This window comes from Pseudarthrobacter enclensis (assembly GCF_001457025.1).
In the GTDB taxonomy this organism is placed as follows: domain Bacteria; phylum Actinomycetota; class Actinomycetes; order Actinomycetales; family Micrococcaceae; genus Arthrobacter; species Arthrobacter enclensis.
In genome coordinates this window covers 32,853-51,677 of sequence record NZ_KQ758607.1, presented here as the reverse complement: position 1 = coordinate 51,677, position 18,825 = coordinate 32,853, and the positions used below count along the sequence as shown (strand labels likewise).

Sequence of the window (18,825 nt, the reverse complement as noted above, 5' to 3'; positions counted from 1 at the left end):
GTGAGTAACGACACTATTCTATGGAGCGTAGAAAAACCGCGGAATTACGGGGTTTTTGAGGGCTCTGCCAGCGCCGGAGGGCTGCCCGCCGGGCCGGGAGCGACCGGGGCGAAGAGTTCATATTTCTGTCCGGAAACGAAGAACCCCACCCCTGCCGAGACGTTTCCGCATGCCACGCCGCCGTTGTAGGCCGAACAGCGCAGCCCGTTGCGTTCGAGGTTCTGTCCGTCGGCCAGGACGTGCAGTTGCTGCAGGGGCCCGGCCTTGCTGCCGTTGGACCCGTAGGTTGCTTCGGTCAGCGTCAGCCCGGAGCGGCATTCGCCGTACCGGGCACTGTCCGGGGTCAGGAAGGCCACGCCGCCCAAGTAGCCGAGGTTGGTCCCGGCGCAGTCGTCTTTGACGTCCTCCCGGGCCGGCTGCGGGTATGCGGCCAGTTCGCAGTGGGCAACGGGCACCGTGGCGAGCTTGTTGTTGGCAGTGTCGCTGAAGTTGTTCGGCTCGTACGGCAGGTTGACGTGCTCGCCGCGGGCCGAGGTGAGGGAGCAGACGATGTTCCGGTCTTCCGTGGCAAAGGACAGGACGTCGTCACCGTTGGTGAAATCGCCGGGGTTGGCCAGGGCGGCCTGTTTCAGCTGTTCCAGGGGCGCCAGTGGCGCCGGCGGAACGTAGTCAGGGTCCTCAGTGGTGACACTGCAGGCCGTGGCACCCACCAGCAGCAGGGCGGCGAGCATCCCCCATACAGTCCGTCGCATGGCCTCCATTATGCTTCATGGCGGGCTTCAGGCGGACGACGGCGGCCCGGCGCCTTCCACAATGCCGGCGGCGCCGCCGGGTTCCTCCGCGGGGGCTTTGAAGCCTACTGCGCGTCGAGCTTGGTGAGCGGCGCGTAACGCAGCAGCAGGCGCTTCTCCCCGACGTCGAACTTCACCTTGGCCACGGTCTTGTCACCCGCACCTTCCACCGCCAGCACGGTGCCATTGCCGAAGCTGGTGTGGTTGACCTTGTCCCCCACGCTGACGGCGATAATCTCCTTTTGCGGCTGCACCCGGTTCCGTGCAATGGCCGCCGGGACGTCCGCGTTGAAGCCTGCCGAGGGGTCGGCTCCTGTTCCGCGGGCGGTGCCTGCACCCCAGAAGGAGCCGCTGTAACGGCCGGAGCTTATCGATCCGCCGCCCCAACTGCCCGCCTGCCTGGTGGTCCCTTCGCGTTTCCAGTCCAGCAGGTCCGCGGGTATTTCCTCGAGGAACTGGCTGGCAGGGTTGTACTGGCTCTGGCCCCACATGCTCCGGACCTCGGACCGTGTGACGTACAGGCGCTTTCGGGCGCGCGTCAGGCCTACGTAGGCGAGCCGGCGTTCCTCGGCGAGTTCCTTGGGGTCCGTGGCAGAGCGCTGGTGCGGGAAGAGTCCGTGTTCCATGCCGGTCAGGAACACCACGGGGAATTCCAGGCCCTTGGCCGTATGCAGCGTCATCAGGGTCACCACGCCCAGCCGTTTTGCCTCCGCGACGGCGGAATCGATGTCGGCCCCCGGCGCATCCGGGATCTGGTCCGCATCCGCCACCAGGGACACCTGTTCCAAGAAGGCCTCCAGGGAGCCTTCCGGGTTGTCGCGTTCGTATTCGCGGACCACTGCCACGAGCTCGGCAAGGTTTTCCACCCTGGACTCGTCCTGGGGGTCGGTGCTGGAACGCAGCGCGGCCAGGTAGCCGGTCTGCTCCAGGACCGCTTCCAGTGCGGCGGCTGCTCCGGAACCCGCAGCAACTTCGGCGAGGTCGTCCAGCAGCTTCACGAAGCCCAGGACAGCGTTGACCGACCGGGTGGCCATGGCCGGTGCCTGGTCGGCCCGGCGTGCCGCGGCCATGAAGGAAATGCGTTCCCGCTGCGCCAGCGCCGCCACGGCGCCTTCCGCGCGGTCGCCGATCCCGCGCTTTGGCTCGTTGAGCACCCGGCGCAGGTTGACGTCGTCGTCCGGGTTGACCAGGACGCGCAGGTACGCGAGGGCGTCCTTGATTTCCTTGCGCTCGTAGAACCGGGTGCCGCCCACCACCTTGTACGGGAGGCCGACCCGTACCAGTACGTCTTCAATGGAGCGGGACTGGGCGTTGGTGCGGTAGAAAATGGCGACGTCCCCGGGGCGGAGGTTTTCCTCGTCCTGGAGCCGGTCGATCTCCTTGGCAATGAACTGGGCTTCGTCGTGCTCGTTTTCGCCGACATACCCGATGATCTTGTGGCCTTCCCCTTCGGCCGTCCACAGCCGTTTCTCGGGCCGGTTGGGGTTCCGCGAAATGACGGAGTTGGCGGCGGTGAGGATGTTTTGGGTGGAGCGGTAGTTCTGCTCCAGCTTGATGGTGTGCGCCTCAGGGTAGTCCTTCTCGAACTCCACGATATTGCGGATGTCGGCGCCGCGGAAGGCGTAGATGGACTGGTCGGAGTCGCCCACCACGGTCAGCTCCGACGCCCCCGGGCCTTCACCCACGATTTCGCGGACCAGCGCGTACTGGGCGTGGTTGGTGTCCTGGTACTCGTCCACCAGGACGTGGCGGAACCGCCGCCGGTAGGACTCTGCGAGCGCCGGGAACGCCCGGAACATGTAGACGGTTTCGGCGATGAGGTCGTCGAAGTCCATGGCGTTGGCCTGGCGGAGCCGCTGCGTGTATCCCTTGTAGACATCCGCCACGGCCTGTTCGAACGGATCGTTGTAGTTCGCGGCGGAGGCGTAGGAATCGGCGTCGATGAGCTCGTTCTTGAGCGCCGAGATCTTGTGCTGGATGGCCTTGGGCGCGAACTTCTTGGGGTCCAGGTCCAGGGCCTTTGACACCTGCGTGACCAGGCGCAGCGAGTCGGCGGAGTCGTAGATGGAGAAGTTGGACTTCAGCCCCACGTTGGCGGCCTCCTGGCGGAGGATGCGCACGCAGGACGAGTGGAACGTGGAGATCCACATGATTTTGGCCCGGCCTCCCACCAGCGCCTCGATGCGTTCGCGCATCTCGGCAGCCGCCTTGTTGGTGAAGGTGATGGCCAGGATTTCCCCGTGGTGGGCGCGGCCGGTGGCAATCAGGTAGGCGATGCGGTTACTGAGCACGCGCGTTTTGCCTGATCCGGCACCTGCCACGATCAGCAGGGCTGATCCGGCGTGTTTGACGGCTTCTTCCTGCTGCGGGTTCAGCCCCTCCAGGAGTTTGCCGGGGTCAATGCGTCCGCCGTGGCGCTGTCCGGACCCGTGCTGGTCCGCGGAGTGCCCGCCGGGCACCATGCCGCCCGGTCCTGCCGCAGTTGCCACGCCTTCCGGGCTGGTCCTGGTGCGGGCAGCGGTGGCGGGGGCAGCCTTGAACGGTCCGTCAGAGTACGGGTCAAACAACATATCCATGGTGCCTACAAGTCTAGGCGGTGGGACCGACACCCACTCCCGGCCTGTGGATGACGCTGCCGGAAACCGGGACGGACTCAGGCCACCGAGCCGGATTCAAGCGCGGCACGCAACTCGCGGACCGCCGTCGTTCCTCCCGCCATGAACCACTCCAGGCCGTTGACGCGGACGGTGTCCACGGCGCCGCCGGCGGCACGGACAATCGCCTTGCCGGGGAGCCAGTCCCACTCGGGGCAGCTGTGCTGGAACCAGCAGCCGAGCTGCCCGTCGGCCACCCTGCCCAGGTCGCAGGAGCCTGAACCGAGCATGCGCAGCGCTGCCGCGGAGGTTGCTGCGGCGTGCCAGGGCATGGCGCAGAGCGGGTCCATCAGCCAGGTGGGGTGGATGTAGGTGGCGGCGCCCAGTTGGGCGGCCGGGGTTGCGTTGCGTTCCCCGTGGTTGTCGCGGTAGGCGGTGAGGGTGTCTCCGTTGAGCGTGGCGGGACGGCTGGTGCCGCCCAGCCACAACTTGTCCTCCTCAGGCTGGAAGATGGCCCCCAGCAGCACGTCGCGTTCGTCCTTGAGCGCGATCGCCGAGCACCAGTAGGTGGAACCGTGCAGGAAGTTGTAGGTGCCGTCCACCGGATCGATGACCCAGGTCCGGCCGCTGGTTCCTGCCACGGAGGCGCCCTCCTCCCCCAGGATGCCGTCCCCGGGGCGGCAACGGCGCAGCTGCTCCAGCACGTATTCCTCCGCCGCGTGGTCCGCTGCGGTCACCACGTCCGAGACCGAGGTCTTCTGCCGCGACTGCAGGCCCGCCATCCGCATGAGGAGGGCCAGTTGCCCGGCTTCCCGGACCAGAGCTGCCGCGAGCTGGTAATCGTCAAGTGCGGGGTCAAGGTCAGCTGCGCTGTGTCGGCCGATGGTCATGGCTTCAGTCTAGGGGGCGGGATAATGGAGCCATGGCCAAAACCCCTGCCCAGCGGATCAAGAAGCACGGCGCGAAGGCGGCGGTGCCGCAGCACCACCTCCCCCCGGTGCTGAACCCCACCACCGCCCGCACCCCGGAGAAGGCACAGGGCAACAGCAACCTGATCCTGATCGCCGGCGTGGTGGCCAGCCTGTTCCTCTTCTGGTACCTGCATTTGCTGGCCCTGGACCAGCTCACCCAGCTGACCAGCGGCCGGCCGATGCCCGATTCCCTGGTGGGCGGCTTCGACGCCGCGTACATCTCTGAACTGCGCGGCGTCATGGATGACGATGCCCGCGGCCAGCTCAACTACGTGCACAAGACTGCGGGCACCCTGTTTCCGCTGATCTTCGGGTTCACCTGGCTGCTGCTGATCGGCACCAACGTGGCCCGGAAGGCGCTGCGCTGGGTGCTGTGGGCGCTGCCGCTGCTGTTTGTCGTGGTCCGGTTGTGGGCCAACGTGGCCGTTGACGGCGTGCTGGCCGCGGAGGCGCCCGACGCCGGACAGGTGGCTTTGGCGTCCGGCCTCACCATTGCCGGCTGGGTCCTGCTGGTCCTGAGCCTCATCGCAGGAGCGGCGGCCGTGGTCATGGGAACGCGGAAACGCAAGGCAGCAACGGCCGCGAAGGCCGGTTGACGCTAACCGTTGCTCCGTAACTGCCCTTTTGGACCCCCAAAACGGCAGTTACGGAGCAATCGCTGAAGCCCTCAGGTGTTTCCGGTGCCGGTGCACGCGGCGCGCGATCACGATGCCGGCCATGGCCATGCCCACCGTGACCGGGTAGCCCATCAGCCGTTCCAGCGTGCCGGGTTCGGGAACCGCCATCCCGGTCAGGCCGCCGGTGGCGAGCGCGGCCAGCGACACTGCGCCGCAGGCGAGGATGAACCAGGCCATCCGGGTCTTGCGGAGCCACAGCACTCCCAGCACCAGCAGGGCCGCCGCCCCGGTGAGGAAGTACGTGACCGCCCCGATGAAGTGCCAGGGTGATCCTGCGTCCTCGGGCACCAACCCCACGACCACTGTCCCGGCGCCGGCGGCGCCGCTCAGCACCCGCACGGCTGCCGCCGCAAACCAGGGCCTGCGGCGGCCCGGCTGCACCGTTGCTCCGGGGCGGGCGGCGACGCACAGCAGGCCGGACGTCAGCAGCACCGCCCCCAGGATCATCCCCAGCCCCTGGACCACGAACGAGGCGTTCATCAGCCAGTTCAGCGGCGAACACACCTGCCGCCCGTCGTAGATGCCGCAGTTGAGCGCACCGAGGTCGCTGATGTAGCCGGTCCGCAGGTCGTACGGCCGCGGCCCGGCCCAGGCCATGACCACCGCGGCCTCCGCCGCGAAATACTGCAGCACGCTCAACACGGACCACGCGCCGATGTACTGCCGCGTGGACGCGGTGTCCGGGACGAAAGCGGCAGCGGGCGCGGCGGACGGGGCTGAACTCATGCCTTGAGCGTAGTACGGCCCCACACCTTGTATGCTGGTATGCGTGTCCGTCCGGACCGGCCCCGCCGGTCCCCTGGATGCCCGCCCTCGTAGCTCAGTGGATAGAGCACGGCTCTCCTAAAGCCGGTGTCGTTGGTTCGATTCCAATCGAGGGCACTTGAATGACCGGTCCCCCGCGTTTGACCTGCGCGCCTATCTCGCCGGCCGGTGGACCGTCGAACGGGACCTGCTGGACCGGGCGTCCGGCACCCGCGGAACCTTTTCCGGCGTCGTCCTCTTCACGCCAACGCCCGACGGCGGCCTGGACCTGCATGAGGAAGGCACCATGCGCTGGCCCACCTTCACCGGACCCGCCACCCGTGACTACGTCCTCAGGTCCGGCAGCCGTCCGGAGGAAATGGCGGTCTTCTTCCCGGACGGGCGCCCGTTCCACCACATGAGTTTCAGCCCGGAGGCCAACCTGGACAACCACTGGTGCGATCCGGATACCTACCGCGTGGCCTATGCCTTCGAGGGTCCGGACCGGTTCAGCTACAGCTGGGACGTGGCCGGACCCCGAAAGGACCTGCTGCTGACCTCGCACCTGACCCGGAGCGCAACCGCATGAAGCACAGGATCGTGGTGTCCGCCGTCTGCGTGTTCGACGCCGCCGGCCGCCTGCTTACCGTCCGCAAACGCGGCACCGGCATGTTCATGCACCCGGGCGGCAAACCCGAACCCGGCGAAACCGCCGTCCAGGCGGCGTCCCGCGAACTGCAGGAGGAGGTGGGCATCGCCATCCCCCCGCAGGACCTCCGGCTGCTGGGGGTCTGGATCGCCGACGCCGCCAACGAGGCCGACACCGACATCGAGGCAACCGTCTACGTGGCTTCAGGGACCTGGGAGGCGCACCCGTCGGCGGAGATCGCCGAGATCCGCTGGCTGCCCATCGACGGGGCGGACAGTGCCGCCCTGCCCGGCGACCTCGCGCCCCTGCTGACGGACCACATCCTGCCAGTCCTGGCGGACCCTGCGGCGGACCCGGCAGAAGGGTAACGCTACAGTTCCGGGACCGCGTCCTGGGCCACGGCCGCGGCCTCGGCGAACTGGGTCCGGTAAAGCTCCGCGTAGCGGCCCTCTGCCGCCAACAGTTCGCTGTGCGTCCCGCGCTCCACGATCCGCCCGTCTTCCACCACCAGGATGGCGTCAGCGGCCCGGATGGTGGAGAGCCGGTGCGCAATCACGACGGCGGTCCGTCCTTCCAGCGCGGCGCCCAGGGCAGCCTGGACGGCGGCCTCGTTCGTGGAGTCCAGCGCCGCGGTCGCCTCGTCCAGGATGACGACCCTCGGATGGCCGATCAACAGCCGGGCGATCGTGAGCCGCTGGCGTTCGCCGCCGGACAGCCGGTAGCCGCGCTCCCCCACCACCGTGTCCAGGCCATCGGGCAGGGCACGGATCATCGATTCGAGCCGTGCCTTCCGGATGGCCTCCCATATGTCGTGCTCCGTGGCGTCCGGCTTGGCCAGGCGCAGGTTGGAGGCGATGGTCTCGTGGAAGAGGTGGCCGTCCTGCGTGACCATCCCCATGGTGTCGCGGAGCGATTCGAACGTGGCGTCGCGGATGTCCAGCCCCGTTCCGGGCGTGCTGCCGCCCAGGCGGACCACGCCGGAGTCGACGTCGTACAGGCGGGACAGCAGCTGGGCGATGGTGGACTTTCCGGCACCGGAGGAGCCCACCAGGGCCACGGTCTGGCCCGGCTCCACCCGGAAGCTGATGCCGTGCAGCACCTCTTCCCCGCCGCGGGTGTCCAGGGTGGCCACCTCTTCCAGCGAGGCGAGCGACACCTTGTCCGCGGACGGGTAGGCGAACCGGACGTCGTCGAACTCCACCGAGACGGGACCAGCCGGCACCGCGCGGGCGTCCTCCTTCTCGCGGATCAGCGGCTGCAGGTCGAGGATTTCGAAGACCCGCTCAAAGCTGACCAGGGCGCTCATGACTTCCACCCTGGCGTTGGACAACGCCGTGAGCGGGGCGTAGAGGCGGGTCAGCAGGAGGGCAAGCACCACCACGTCGCCGGCGGCCAGCTGCCCGGTGATCGCGAACCAGCCGCCCAGGCCGTACACGAGCGCCAGCGCAAGGGCGGACACCAGCGTCAGCGCCGTCACGAAGGTGAACTGCAGCATCGCGGTGCGGATCCCGATGTCACGCACGCGGCCGGCACGGACGGCGAATTCCCGGGACTCTTCGTCGGGCCGGCCGAACAGCTTCACCAGGGTGGCGCCGGGGGCGGAGAACCGCTCCGTCATTTGGGTGCTCATGGCGGCGTTGTGCTCGGCCGCTTCGCGGCGCAGGTCAGCGAGCCGCGACCCCATGCGCCGGGCCGGGATGAGGAACACCGGCAGCAGGACCATGGCCAGGACAGTCACCTGCCAGGAGGTGCCGAGCATGACGATGAGGGTCAGGATGAGGGCCACAATGTTGCTCACCACGCCGGACAGGGTGCCGGCAAAGGCCGACTGCGCACCGATCACGTCGTTGTTCAGGCGGCTGACCAGGGCTCCCGTGCGGGTCCGGGTGAAGAACGCAATGGGCATCTTCTGGACGTGGTCGAACACGCGGGTGCGCAGGTCCACGATCACGCCTTCGCCGATGTTGGAGGACAACCACCGGTTCAGCAGCCCGAAACCCGCTTCGGCGACGGCAACCGCGGCGATGAGGAGGGCCAGCCGGATCACCTCGGCGGAGTCGGCCTTGGCCACGATGGCGTCCACCACCTGCCCGGCCAGGACCGGGGTGGCAACGGCCAGGAAGGCCATGGCCACGGACATGCCCACGAAGGCCAGCAGCTTGACCCGGTACGGGCGGGCGAATGCCATGACACGCTTCAGGGTGGCCTTGGAGAACGGCTTGGAGCCGCTCTTGGCCCGGGTGATGGTGTGGAGGGATCCCCAGGCAACCCGATCCATGCTCATGTGTGCTGCTCCGCGTTCGTGTGTAGTGGTGCTTCAGTTATTGCTGCCGACCCGCTCTTCAACCACCCGGCCGTTGTCGACATTCCAACGTACATCCAGGCGCACGTTCTCGAGGAGCCTGCGGTCGTGGGTGACCAGGAGCAGCGCGCCGTCGTAGCTTTCGAGCGCCTCTTCGAGCTGTTCAATGGCCGGAAGGTCCAGGTGGTTGGTGGGTTCGTCCAGGACCAGCAGGTTCACGCCGCGGGCCTGGAGCAGAGCCAGGGCAGCCCTGGTCCGCTCGCCCGGCGAGAGGGAATCAACGGTCCGCGACGTGTGGTCCGCCTTCAGCCCGAACTTGGCCAGCAGCGTCCGGACGTCCGCCTGGCCCATGTCCGGCAGGACGTGTTCGACGGCGGCAGCGAGCGGAAGGTGCCCGGGCAGCAGGCCGCGTGCCTGGTCGATTTCGCCTACGGCAACTGAGGCGCCCATGGCCGCGTTGCCGGAGTCCGGTTCCACCGCCCCCAGCAGCAGCCGGAGCAGGGTGGACTTCCCGGCGCCGTTGGGTCCGGTAATGCCGATCCGTTCTCCTGCGTTGAGCTGCAGGTTCACGGGCCCGAGGGTGAAGTCGCCCTGCCGGAGGACAGCATCACGGAGTGTGGACACCACTGAGCTGGACCGTGGCGCCTGGCCGATGGAGAACTGGAGCTGCCATTCCTTGCGGGGCTCCTCCACCGTTTCCAGCCGGGCGATCCGGGATTCCATCTGCCGGACTTTCTGGGCCTGCTTCTCCGAGGACTCGACGCTGGCCGCGCGCCGGATTTTGTCATTGTCCGGGTTCTTCTTCATGGCGTTCCGCACGCCCTGCGAGCTCCATTCCCGCTGGGTCCGGGCCCGGGACACCAGGTCCGCCTTGGTGGCTGCGAACTCTTCATACCGTTCCCGGGCGTGGCGGCGCGCAACGGCGCGTTCTTCCAGGAAGGCATCGTAGCCGCCGTCGTACACGGCCACTGCGTTCTGGGCCAGGTCCAGCTCCACGACGGTGGTGACGCAGCGGGCCAGGAACTCCCGGTCGTGGCTGACGAGAACCACGCCGCCTCGCAGGCCGGTGACGAATTCCTCCAGGGTGGCGAGCCCGGCGAGGTCCAGGTCATTGGTGGGCTCGTCCAGGAGCACCACGTCGAAGCGGCTCAGCAGGAGCGCGGCGAGCGCCACCCGGGCGGCCTGGCCGCCGGAAAGCCCGGTCATCAGGGCGTCCGCTCCCGTGTCCAGGCCCAGCCCGGCCAGGACGCCGGGCATGCGTTCGTCGAGGTCGGCGGCACCTGAAGCCATCCACCGGTCAAAGGCCCGGGAGTAGGCGTCATCAGCCCCGGGCGCACCCGAGCCCAGTGCCTCCGCGGTGGTTTCCATGTCCTTCGTGGCCTGTGCGCATCCCGTCCGGCGGGTGATGTACCCCGCTACGGTCTCGCCGGCCACGCGTTCGTGCTCCTGGGGCAGCCAGCCCACAAAAGCGTCGGAGGGTGCCAGGCTGACCGACCCCGCCTGGGGCTGGTCCACGCCGGCGAGGAGGCGCAAAAGCGTGGACTTGCCGGCGCCGTTGGCTCCCACCACCCCTATGACATCCCCGGGTGCGACGGTGAAGGAGAGGCTTTCGAACAGCCTGCGGTGTCCGTGGCCGCCGGAGATGTCCTTGGCAACGAGGGTCGCGGTCATTGGTGCGTCCTTTCACCCGCGCGGTGCCATGCGCCGCCGTGCAGGGGCAGGCCCGGATCCCGCGCCGGGGAAGGCGGGGCATTCTGCGGGCATGAAAGAACCCGCTGGTCCGGACTTGGGGGGTGTACGGACCAACGGGCTCGACCATCAAGCATAGTCGAAACAGGTGCAGGGGTAAAATCGGGGCCGGCCGGCGCGGTAAAATCGACGTACTGTCCGTTCAGCAGAGAGCATTCCATGACCCTTTCCGCCAAGGCGTTCCAGCGCTGGCTGCAAGGCATCGCCCCTGATGCCAGCACGGCAGATGTCTGCCGGGTCTCCGGAATCAAGCGGACCACCCTTGCCCAGCAGCTGGTGCGCGGCAAGGTGTCGGTCAGCACCGTCGTGAGCATCAGCCGGGCCTACAACATCAACCCCGTGAGTGCGCTCGGGGAGTTCGAGGCCTACCGCGTCCTGGCCGGGCCGCCGCAGCCGCCCACGCGGTGCGAACTGGTCAGCCAGGTTTCCACGGCGGACCTCCTGCGCGCCGTCCTGGCACGGCCGGCCATGGGTGCCTTCGGCCGCGAAGAAGCAGCGCCCGCGCCGCTCAGCCCCGCCCCGCACGCCACGTCGGTCAAGAACTGGGTGGATGCCATCGACGACGGCGAGGTCCGGCATCGGGTCTCCGCTGCCACCGGAATCGCACCACAGAATTACTCGGCCCAGTTGACGGCCAACAGGCTCACCCCTGAGCTGGCGGTGGCCACGGCCCTGGCAGCCGGGGTCGGACCGGCCGGCGGCCTGGTGGCCACCGGCCTGGTCACCGAGGAGGAGGCGGGCTGGCCGCCCGGCGCCCGCCAGGACGCCCTGGACAGCATGTCCGACGGCGACCTGACCGCCTTGGCCGGCGACAGGCTTCAGGCATTGGGCAAGGTCCTGCGCCGCCAGGAACAGGACCAGGCGCAGACGGAAAAGATCTGGGAGAACCTGGGATGATCGAAATCCTGCAGTGGACCACACTGGCAGTATGCGGCCTGGTAGCCGTCGCCCGTATTCCCGAAGCCCTGAAGGGCCGGAATACCTCGCTGTTCTACATTTTCGCCTTGATGGCGCTGGCCATCCTGCTCAGCATCGAGAAACCCTACGTCGCCATCGACCAGGCGATGGGTGGCATCAACATGGCCAACCTGCTGCTGCGGTTTGTGATCTTTGGCGCCATCTTCTTCCTGGGCATCCGCATCTCCAAAGCTTTTGGCGCCACCGGCGCATATCGGTTGATCACCGGCAGGACGGGCAGGCTCGCCCTGTTGATCTTCTCCGCCCTGGTGGTCGTAGTCTTCCTGCTCATGGACACAGCGGGGTCTTCGGCGGGGCTGGTTTCCGTCTCGGGCAAGGATCCCCGCAACTATGCGCTGGTGGAGTACTACGGGGCGGCAGGACGCGCCTACCCTGCGTTCGTCTCGCTCGTGCTCCTGCCGGCGATGACGCGCGCCGTGGCGGGCCGCCTTCCTGTCCTGGTCCGCATTGCCGCAGGCCTGCTGGGCCTGGGCGGGGTGGCCATCGCCTTTTCGCTGCTCTTCCCCGTCATCCCGCCGGAACTCGGTGCCCTGGAGTTCGTGGTGAACTACACGGCCGTCCTGTGCTTCGTGCTGGGACTGGCCCTGATTTGGGCCGCACGGATCCGCCAGGACAAGCGTGCGGGCAGCACCTCGTCATTTACCGAAAAGTAACCTAAACGGCTTTCACAAAATCATTAGAATATGAAACAATCATGAATGTGTGAAGGTGAGGCACGGCGCGTTTTTGAACGGGGATAAATTCTTGGACGCAGCCCTGCTTCGGGGGCCTTTGCACGCATTGGGGGGATGAGTGGTGGCGGCCGTTGGGGACCGCCCCCACTCAGCCTATTTAACGGCCCTTTCGCCGCGCCGGCGGGCTTGCCGGCCCGGCCGTCAGGGGCGGGAGAACCGCAGGGTCACCAGCTGGAAAGGACGCAGGTTCAGTGCTGCGCCCTCCCGGTCCGGCGCAACCCCCGGTGCCTGCTCCGGCCGCTCCAGCAGGTCGGTGGCCGCCACGTCCCGCACCGGGAAGTTGGCCGTGATCCGTCCGGCCGAGCGTTGGCCCAGCGACTCGTACAGCCTCACCACCACATCACCGGAACCGTCCTCGGCCAGCTTGACCGCTTCGACGACCAGCTGCGGATTGTCCACGGAGAACAGCGCCTCCACCGGCGCGGCACCGCGGACAATGCGCGGTGCGAGGTTGGTCCGGTAGCCGTCTTCCACGGCGGCGGCGATGTCCGCACCGGGGCGCACCGTCACCGTCAGTTCGTGGCTGCCGCGGTCGGCCTGGGGGTCGGGGAACTTGGGCGCCCGCAGCAGGGACAGCCGCACGGTGGTGGTGGTGCCGCCGTCGGACTCCCTGATGTTCCTTGACACGTCGTGTCCGTAGGTGGAGGAGTTGGACACCGCCACGCCGTAGCCGGGTTCCCCGACGTGGATCCAGCGGTGGGCGCAAATCTCAAACTTGGCCGCTTCCCAGGACGTGTTCGTGTGCGTGGGCCGGAAGACGTGCCCGAACTGGGTTTCGGACGCCGACCGGTCCGCGCGGACGTCCAGCGCGAAACCCAGCTTCAGGAGCTTCTCGCGCTCCTGCCAGTCCACCGACGTCGTGATCTCCAGTGACGGGCTGCCGGCGGCGAGGCTGATGCGCTGCGTGAGCGGTGACGCTCCGGCCAGCCGCTCCACCACCACGGCGGCACCGCCCGGGCTTTCCTCCAGCCGGATCGATTCAGCCCGCGTCAGCGGCGTGACGTTCCGGCGGTAGAACTCGTCGATGTCCCAGGCGTCCCATTCGTTGGGGGTGTCGCGGTGCAGTTCCAGCAGGTTCCCCCGCTGTCCCGGAGCTATGGCTTCGCGTCCGGAGGGGTGGTCCAGCAGCGAGGACAGGAGTCCGTCAGCGTCGATGACAGCCCGGACCAGCCCGTTGTCCAGGACGAAGCCGCCATCGAGGGCATCGGCGCGTACCTGCCCGGCCGGCGCCTCCACTTCCGCCGCAGCCATGGCCGGGACCCCGCTGCGGCCGTGGGGAGCGGAGTTGAGCAGGAAGGTTCGCTCCCCTGTTCCCAGTGCTGCCGCGGCCGCCTGGCTGATCAGCTCCTCAAGTGCGGACTCAATGGCCAGGTAGTTCCGTTCGGCGTCCTGGTGGACCCAGGCGATGGAGCTGCCGGGCAGGATGTCGTGGAACTGCTGCAGCAGGACCAGCCGCCAGAGCCGCTTCAGCTCCTCGGCCGGGTAGGCGAACCCTCCCCCGGTCCGTACAGCGGCGGTGGCGCACCACAGTTCCGCTTCCCGGAGCAGGTGTTCACAGCGCCGGTTTCCCTTCTTGGTCCGGGCCTGGCTGGTGTAGGTGCCGCGGTGCAGCTCCAGGTACATCTCGCCCACCCACACGGGCAACGCCGGGTATTCGTCCTCTGCCTGGCGGAAGAAGCTCTCGGCGGATCCGATCCGGACCTTGGGTGATCCTTCCAGGTCTGCCGTGCGGGCAGCGGCGGCGAGCATCTCCCGGGTGGGGCCGCCGCCGCCGTCGCCGTAGCCGAAGGGCACCAGTGACACCGTGCCGCGCCCGTGGTCCCGGTAGTTCCGTTCCGCGTGGGCGAGTTCCCGGCCGCTGAGCTCGGCGTTGTAGCTGTCCACCGGAGGGAAATGCGTGAACAGCCGGGTGCCGTCGATGCCTTCCCAGTTGAACGTGTGGTGCGGCATCCGGTTGGTCTGGTTCCAGGAGATCTTCTGTGTCAGGAACCACCGGCTTCCGGCAGCCTTGACGATCTGGGGAAGAGCGGCCGAGTAGCCGAACGAGTCCGGAAGCCAGGCTTCCCGGCATTCGACGCCGAACTCGTTGAGGAAGAAGCTCTTTCCCTCGATGAACTGGCGTGCCATGGCCTCGCCGCCGGGCATGTTGGTGTCTGACTCCACCCACATGCCGCCCACCGGAACGAACTGTCCGGCCCGGACCTTTTCCCGGATCCTGCTGAAAAGCTCCGGGTAGCCTTCCTTGATCCAGGCAAGCTGCTGCGCGGAGGAGCAGGAGAAGACAAAGTCCGGGTTTTCATCCATCAGTGCCACCACGTTGGAAAAAGTCCGGGCACACTTGCGCACTGTCTCGCGGACCGGCCAAAGCCAGGCCGAGTCGATGTGGGCATGGCCAGTGGCCACCAGCTGGTGCGCTGAGGCGTAGGCAGGACGCGAGAGGACCTCCGCGAGCTGGTCCCGCCCTGCTGCGGCCGTTCCCGCGACGTCGTCGGGGTCCATCACGTCCATCATGCGTTCCAGGGCGCGGAGGATTTCGTGGCGGCGGGGCAGCTCCGGCGGCAGCTGTTCCATCAGGCCGCCCAGGGTCCAGACGTCCTGTTGCAGTTCCCAGACGTGCTGGTTGAACTCGGCGATCGCGATGGTGCCCAGGCGGTAGTGCGGGGCCGTCCCGGCGGAGGCTTTGTCGCCGTAGGGAGTGGCAGCGAAGGTCCAGGCCTGCGCCAGGTCGGGGTTGGCGGCGGCCTCCACATAGAAATCCACTGCCATGCCGGTGCCCAGCAGTTTCAGGGGGATGTACTGGTTCCGGGGTGAAATCGCCTTGATGATGGTGCCGTCCGGCCGCCAGGCGATCCCTTCGCACTGGAAACCGGGGGTCTGCACCGTGAATCCAAGGTCCACCACCACTTCGACGCCAGTGTCCGGTCCGGTGCCCCATGACTCGGGCACTTCGCCCTGCAGCCGGAACCATTTGGTGCTCCAGGGGTGTCCCCAGGCAGCACCGTGCTCCTGGGGGTGGAACTGCTGCCGCATGGCTTCCAGGGCGGGGACCGGCTCATCCGGCACGTCCCAGCTGCTCAGGGTCAGTGGAAGGGTCCGGCCGTAGACGGCGGGGTCGATGCGCTCACGCACGAACCTTGCCAGGCGGACTTCCGTGATCCTGCGGTCGTCATGCAATGTGGGCCCTCTTTAGCGCTTGGAAGAACTGGACCATGGTGTCCATTCGGTGGACAAATCTACCCGCTGGCGGCCGGCAAACCAACCCTTTGCCCCGCAGCACGGAGGTGGTGCGGCGGCCTCAGGGGGCCGCGGTCGGAACCCTGGGGCCGGTGATCCTGGCGGCGCCGGCGTAGACGTTGAGGCTGGTTCCGCGGCTGAAGCCGGCGAGTGTGAGGCCGCTGGCTTCTGCGAGCTCCACGGCGAGGCTGGACGGCGCGCTGACGGCGGCCAGGACCGGGATACCGGCTTGGGCGGCTTTCTGGACCAGCTCGAACGACGCCCGGCCGGAGACCTGGAGCACGGTGCCGCGCAGCGGCAGGAGGCCTTCGCGCAGCGCCCAGCCAACGACCTTGTCCACGGCGTTGTGCCGTCCCACGTCTTCACGCAGGCACATCAGCTCCGCGCCGCCGTCGTCCGTGATCCGGAAGAGGCCTGCCGCGTGCACTCCCCCGGTGTCGTCGAAGACGCGCTGGGACTTCCGCAGCAGCGCCGGAAGCGATGCAAGGACGTGCGCGTCAAGGGCAAGGGGATCGTCCGCAGGGCTGTGGTGCGAGGACTTTTGCACCGCTTCGATGGAATCGGTCCCGCAGATGCCGCAGGAGCTGGAGGTGTAGACGTTGCGGCCGGTTTCGGGGAGCGGGACGTCGGGCCGCAGCTGGGCTTCCACCACGTTGAAGGTCTGGACACCGTTTTCGTCCTCGCCGGCGCAGAAGCGCAGCGACACCAGCTGGGAAGGCTCCCAGATGACGCCTTCGGACACCAGGAACCCTGCCACCAGGTCGAAGTCGTCGCCCGGGGTGCGCATGGTCACCGAGTAGGAGAGGCTGCCGAGCCTGATCTCAAGCGGTTCCTCTACCGCCAGGACATCCTCCCGGTAGCGGACCGGATATTCGAGTGCACCGGGCGAACCGTCCAGTACATACTTATGCACTTTGCGGCGCTGCGTTACTCGTCCCATGGGCCGGCCTGCCTGTTCATTCCACCATCATCGCAACCGCGGGGACGCGGCTCAACTCCGGAGGAGGCCGCCGTCCGGACCTGCAGCGGCCGGCTAGTCCAGCAGCGCGCTCCAGTCCACGGGGCCTTTCGGCGCGGGCTTCCCGGCCTGCCTGGACGTGCGCCCGCTGCGCGGCTTCGGCTTGTCCCGGTCTGTTGGCACAGCGATGGGTGGACCCCACGGCAGCGCGAAGGCAGGAACCTGCTCTCCCAGCTGCACCCCGTGCGGCGGCACCACCATGACGCCGTCCGCAGTGGCGAGCCCCCGCATCATGCCCGGCCCGGTGTGCTGGGCCGGTGCTGCCATCCCGTACAGCAGCCGGAAGGGCATCAGCCGCGTTCGTCCGGGGTCGGGTTCGATGAGGGCTCCTGACGCCACCTCCTGGACGGCAGGGAGGTTGCCGTGTCCGAGTGCCGCCAGCAGGGGCGCACCGAGCGTGCACAGGGCCATCATGGCTGCCAGCGGGTTGCCGGGCAGGCCCAGGACGAACCGCCCGTCAGGCAGTTCCGCGAGCACCGCCGGGTGCCCGGGACGCATCGCCACACCGTCAACAACCAGCCGTCCACCCAGCTCCGCAACGGCCCGTCGGAGATGGTCAGTGCCGGAGCGTCCGGTTCCGCCGGTGGTGATGACGACGTCGGCCGGCTGGCCGGGTCCGGCCGGATCGTCGGGGACCACGTCCTCGAGTGCACCGAGCCATTCTTCGTAGGAGTCGCCGATGCGCTGCTGGCCCCCCGGAATGCCGCCCAGCATTCCGACGACGGCCGGCAGCTGGTGGCCGAAGGTGTCCCGCACCTTGCCCGGCTCCGGCACTCCGTGCATCACCACCTCGGCTCCGGTCAGCAGCAGGCGCACCAGAGGCTTGCCCTGGACCTGGAGTTCGTCGTAGCCGGCCAGTGCTGCCAGTGCCAGGTGGGCGGGATTCAGGATCACGCCGGACGGGACCAGCAGATCGCCTTCATGGGCCTCCTCCCCGGCCCTGCGGACGTGCTGGCCGTTGCGGGGTTCGCCCGGCCGGGCGGTTCCGCCGGTGACCAGCAACGGCAGCCCGTCCTCGTCTTCGGCAAGGACTGCGCTTTCGCTGCGCAGGACAGCCTTGCCTCCGGGCGGGATGACGCCGCCGGTGACGATGGGGCTGGCCTGGTGCGGGGCCAGGCGGGTGCCGGGCTCCACCAGGATCCAGGGTCCGGAGCCGTTGACCGCCCAGCCGTCCATGGCGGAGGAAGCGTAGTGCGGCATGTCCTGGCGCGCGGCGATGTCCTCTTCGAGCTTCCGGCCCAGGGCATGCTGCAGGGGCACGGGCCCTGGCGGTATGGGAGTGGCGGCGTCAAAGGCGGCCCGCCGTGCCTCCTGCCAAGTGTGGTCCAGGTGGTGGTGGTCCTGGCCCTCCTGCGGCAGGCCGGGTGAGGCTGCCTCCGGTCCGGGGGCTTCTGTCATTCGCCGGGGGTCCCGGCGGCTTCAGCGTCGTAGTCGGAAGCCAGCGCGCGCGCCACCGCGAGGGCCTTGTCCATGGAACCGGCTTCTGCAGATGAGCCGGACCCGGCGGCGAGGCCAGCCGCATACCCGGCGATGAAGGTGGTGAGCGGGGCGGCGGGCCGGACCACGGAGTGCGCCGCGACCCCTGCGAGGGACAGGATGGCGTTGATATCCACCTGGACGTCCTCCAGTTCGTAGGCCTGGAGCAGGGACCTGCACCACTCCTCCAGCGTTTCGTCCTGGCTCTTCACCACATGCCTCCCAAGCTAGCTGTCGCTGCGCCGGTCATTGTCCCTGCACGTCCTGGCGGCCGGCTATCCCCAGTGCGGCGGCATCATCCCACGTATCCACATCCGCCGTGAAGGCGGCAGGGACAGGCACGAGCTGCACGTCCAGACTAGCAAGGAGTGACCGCACCGATCCGTTGACCAGCCGCCCGGCGGCCGCCAGTTCCCGCGCCGACTTATCCAGCACAGCTGTGCCATAAAAAGCGGCCAGGGGTTGGGCCTTCCCCTGCCCGTCGGCGTCAGCGGAACATGCGACCAGCGCTTCCGGGGCTGATTCCGGTAAAGGCTCCACCGGCAGGAACTGCTTGATGATGTTCACCGCGCCTGACGCCAGGGGCATGTCGCAGGCCAGCACCAGGGTGTAAGGGGCAGGGTCCGGTCCCAGGGCCCCAAGTCCGGTGGCGATCGCGGCGGCCGGTCCGGCGAATTCCGGCTGCTCGCGGCAGCAGATGACTCCGTCGGGCAGACGGCCGGGTTCCGGGCCAACCACCACTGTCCGGCGGGCACCGGCAGCGGCGAGCAGCGCGCGGTCAAGGAGGGTAACGCCGTCGAAGACCAGCCCCTGCTTGGGAACTCCGCCCAGCCGCGAAGAGCGCCCTCCGGCCAGGATCAGGGCATCAAAGGGCGGCAGGGTGTCCGGCATGCTCCAAGCGTACCCAG

The 18,825-nt window shown here is 68.2% G+C and carries 16 protein-coding genes and 1 tRNA gene; 6 read left to right on the top strand and 11 right to left on the bottom strand.

Translation table 11 applies throughout. The features are described 5' to 3' along the window. Positions 1-44: 44 nt before the first annotated feature. The 3 genes from AS031_RS17505 to AS031_RS17495 all read right to left on the bottom strand — a co-directional run bounded on the left by AS031_RS17505 (position 45) and on the right by AS031_RS17495 (position 4,275). Complete coding sequence (locus AS031_RS17505; RefSeq protein WP_228379665.1) at positions 45-761, bottom strand: hypothetical protein; 717 nt, start codon at positions 759-761, stop codon at positions 45-47. Between the two features lie 95 nt (positions 762-856). After that, positions 857-3,361 carry a DNA helicase PcrA gene (gene pcrA, locus AS031_RS17500; RefSeq protein WP_371325998.1) on the bottom strand — a complete coding sequence of 835 codons (2,505 nt, stop codon included), beginning with the start codon at positions 3,359-3,361 and terminating at the stop codon, positions 857-859. A gap of 83 nt (positions 3,362-3,444) precedes the next feature. After that, positions 3,445-4,275, bottom strand: coding sequence for an inositol monophosphatase family protein (locus AS031_RS17495; RefSeq protein ID WP_058269444.1), 831 nt, complete (start codon positions 4,273-4,275; stop codon positions 3,445-3,447). Between the two features lie 32 nt (positions 4,276-4,307). Between AS031_RS17495 and AS031_RS17490 the strand changes: the two genes are divergently transcribed. Beyond that, entirely contained in the window at positions 4,308-4,952 is a 645-nt protein-coding gene (locus AS031_RS17490) for a hypothetical protein (RefSeq protein WP_058269443.1), read from the top strand. A gap of 48 nt (positions 4,953-5,000) precedes the next feature. On the opposite strand, the gene AS031_RS17485 is transcribed toward AS031_RS17490, so the two are convergent. Next, positions 5,001-5,759: a DUF998 domain-containing protein gene (locus AS031_RS17485; RefSeq protein ID WP_058269442.1), complete on the bottom strand. Its 759-nt coding sequence runs from the start codon at positions 5,757-5,759 to the stop codon at positions 5,001-5,003. Positions 5,760-5,842: 83 nt separating this feature from the next. Here AS031_RS17485 and AS031_RS17480 point away from each other — a divergent pair. The 3 genes from AS031_RS17480 (at position 5,843) to AS031_RS17470 (ending at position 6,794) form a co-directional block, all read left to right on the top strand. After that, positions 5,843-5,915: transfer RNA gene (locus AS031_RS17480), tRNA-Arg, on the top strand. Between the two features lies 1 nt (position 5,916). Then, complete coding sequence (locus AS031_RS17475; RefSeq protein ID WP_058269551.1) at positions 5,917-6,366, top strand: DUF6314 family protein; 450 nt, start codon at positions 5,917-5,919, stop codon at positions 6,364-6,366. Then, entirely contained in the window at positions 6,363-6,794 is a 432-nt protein-coding gene (locus AS031_RS17470; RefSeq protein ID WP_058269441.1) for an NUDIX hydrolase, read from the top strand. The genes AS031_RS17475 and AS031_RS17470 overlap by 4 nt, the downstream gene beginning before the upstream one ends. Positions 6,795-6,796: 2 nt before the next feature. Here AS031_RS17470 and AS031_RS17465 read toward each other — a convergent pair whose 3' ends face one another. Next, the gene (locus tag AS031_RS17465) at positions 6,797-8,710 is read right to left on the bottom strand and encodes an ABC transporter ATP-binding protein (RefSeq protein WP_058269440.1); all 1,914 of its coding nucleotides are present in this window, start codon (positions 8,708-8,710) and stop codon (positions 6,797-6,799) included. A 33-nt stretch (positions 8,711-8,743) separates the two neighbouring features. Continuing rightward, the gene (locus tag AS031_RS17460; protein WP_058269439.1) at positions 8,744-10,399 is read right to left on the bottom strand and encodes an ABC-F family ATP-binding cassette domain-containing protein; all 1,656 of its coding nucleotides are present in this window, start codon (positions 10,397-10,399) and stop codon (positions 8,744-8,746) included. A 237-nt stretch (positions 10,400-10,636) separates the two neighbouring features. On the opposite strand from AS031_RS17460, the gene AS031_RS17455 reads away from it, so the two are divergent. Together AS031_RS17455 and AS031_RS17450 are read left to right on the top strand one after the other, a co-directional pair. Next, positions 10,637-11,374, top strand: a complete 738-nt coding sequence (locus AS031_RS17455; protein WP_058269438.1) for a hypothetical protein — start codon at positions 10,637-10,639, stop codon at positions 11,372-11,374. Next, positions 11,371-12,108, top strand: a complete 738-nt coding sequence (locus tag AS031_RS17450) for a hypothetical protein (protein WP_058269437.1) — start codon at positions 11,371-11,373, stop codon at positions 12,106-12,108. Before AS031_RS17455 ends, AS031_RS17450 begins: the two co-directional genes overlap by 4 nt. A gap of 222 nt (positions 12,109-12,330) precedes the next feature. Here AS031_RS17450 and AS031_RS17445 read toward each other — a convergent pair whose 3' ends face one another. The 5 genes from AS031_RS17445 to mobA all read right to left on the bottom strand — a co-directional run bounded on the left by AS031_RS17445 (position 12,331) and on the right by mobA (position 18,808). Continuing rightward, on the bottom strand, positions 12,331-15,363 hold the full coding sequence (locus AS031_RS17445; protein ID WP_058269436.1) for an alpha-mannosidase: 3,033 nt from the start codon (positions 15,361-15,363) through the stop codon (positions 12,331-12,333). Positions 15,364-15,484: 121 nt separating this feature from the next. Beyond that, positions 15,485-16,363, bottom strand: a complete 879-nt coding sequence (gene fdhD, locus AS031_RS17440) for a formate dehydrogenase accessory sulfurtransferase FdhD (RefSeq protein WP_058269435.1) — start codon at positions 16,361-16,363, stop codon at positions 15,485-15,487. 93 nt (positions 16,364-16,456) lie between these two features. Next, positions 16,457-17,839 carry a molybdopterin molybdotransferase MoeA gene (locus AS031_RS17435; protein ID WP_058269434.1) on the bottom strand — a complete coding sequence of 461 codons (1,383 nt, stop codon included), beginning with the start codon at positions 17,837-17,839 and terminating at the stop codon, positions 16,457-16,459. Then, positions 17,836-18,129 (bottom strand): DUF6457 domain-containing protein, encoded by a 294-nt coding sequence (locus AS031_RS20220; RefSeq protein ID WP_058269550.1) that lies wholly within the window; start codon positions 18,127-18,129, stop codon positions 17,836-17,838. The genes AS031_RS17435 and AS031_RS20220 overlap by 4 nt, the downstream gene beginning before the upstream one ends. A 34-nt stretch (positions 18,130-18,163) precedes the next feature. Further along, positions 18,164-18,808: a molybdenum cofactor guanylyltransferase gene (mobA, locus tag AS031_RS17425; protein WP_058269433.1), complete on the bottom strand. Its 645-nt coding sequence runs from the start codon at positions 18,806-18,808 to the stop codon at positions 18,164-18,166. Between the last annotated feature and the right edge of the window lie 17 nt (positions 18,809-18,825).

Bases quoted from the DNA above. Each gene is read 5' to 3' on its own strand.
- AS031_RS17505 (WP_228379665.1), bottom strand. From the start codon at position 761: ATGGAGGCCATGCGACGGACTGTATGGGGGATGCTCGCCGCCCTGCTG.
- pcrA (WP_371325998.1), bottom strand. From the start codon at position 3,361: ATGTTGTTTGACCCGTACTCTGACGGACCGTTCAAGGCTGCCCCCGCC.
- AS031_RS17495 (WP_058269444.1), bottom strand. From the start codon at position 4,275: ATGACCATCGGCCGACACAGCGCAGCTGACCTTGACCCCGCACTTGAC.
- AS031_RS17490 (WP_058269443.1), top strand. From the start codon at position 4,308: ATGGCCAAAACCCCTGCCCAGCGGATCAAGAAGCACGGCGCGAAGGCG.
- AS031_RS17485 (WP_058269442.1), bottom strand. From the start codon at position 5,759: ATGAGTTCAGCCCCGTCCGCCGCGCCCGCTGCCGCTTTCGTCCCGGAC.
- AS031_RS17470 (WP_058269441.1), top strand. From the start codon at position 6,363: ATGAAGCACAGGATCGTGGTGTCCGCCGTCTGCGTGTTCGACGCCGCC.
- AS031_RS17465 (WP_058269440.1), bottom strand. From the start codon at position 8,710: ATGAGCATGGATCGGGTTGCCTGGGGATCCCTCCACACCATCACCCGG.
- AS031_RS17460 (WP_058269439.1), bottom strand. From the start codon at position 10,399: ATGACCGCGACCCTCGTTGCCAAGGACATCTCCGGCGGCCACGGACAC.
- AS031_RS17455 (WP_058269438.1), top strand. From the start codon at position 10,637: ATGACCCTTTCCGCCAAGGCGTTCCAGCGCTGGCTGCAAGGCATCGCC.
- AS031_RS17450 (WP_058269437.1), top strand. From the start codon at position 11,371: ATGATCGAAATCCTGCAGTGGACCACACTGGCAGTATGCGGCCTGGTA.
- fdhD (WP_058269435.1), bottom strand. From the start codon at position 16,363: ATGGGACGAGTAACGCAGCGCCGCAAAGTGCATAAGTATGTACTGGAC.
- AS031_RS17435 (WP_058269434.1), bottom strand. From the start codon at position 17,839: ATGACAGAAGCCCCCGGACCGGAGGCAGCCTCACCCGGCCTGCCGCAG.
- mobA (WP_058269433.1), bottom strand. From the start codon at position 18,808: ATGCCGGACACCCTGCCGCCCTTTGATGCCCTGATCCTGGCCGGAGGG.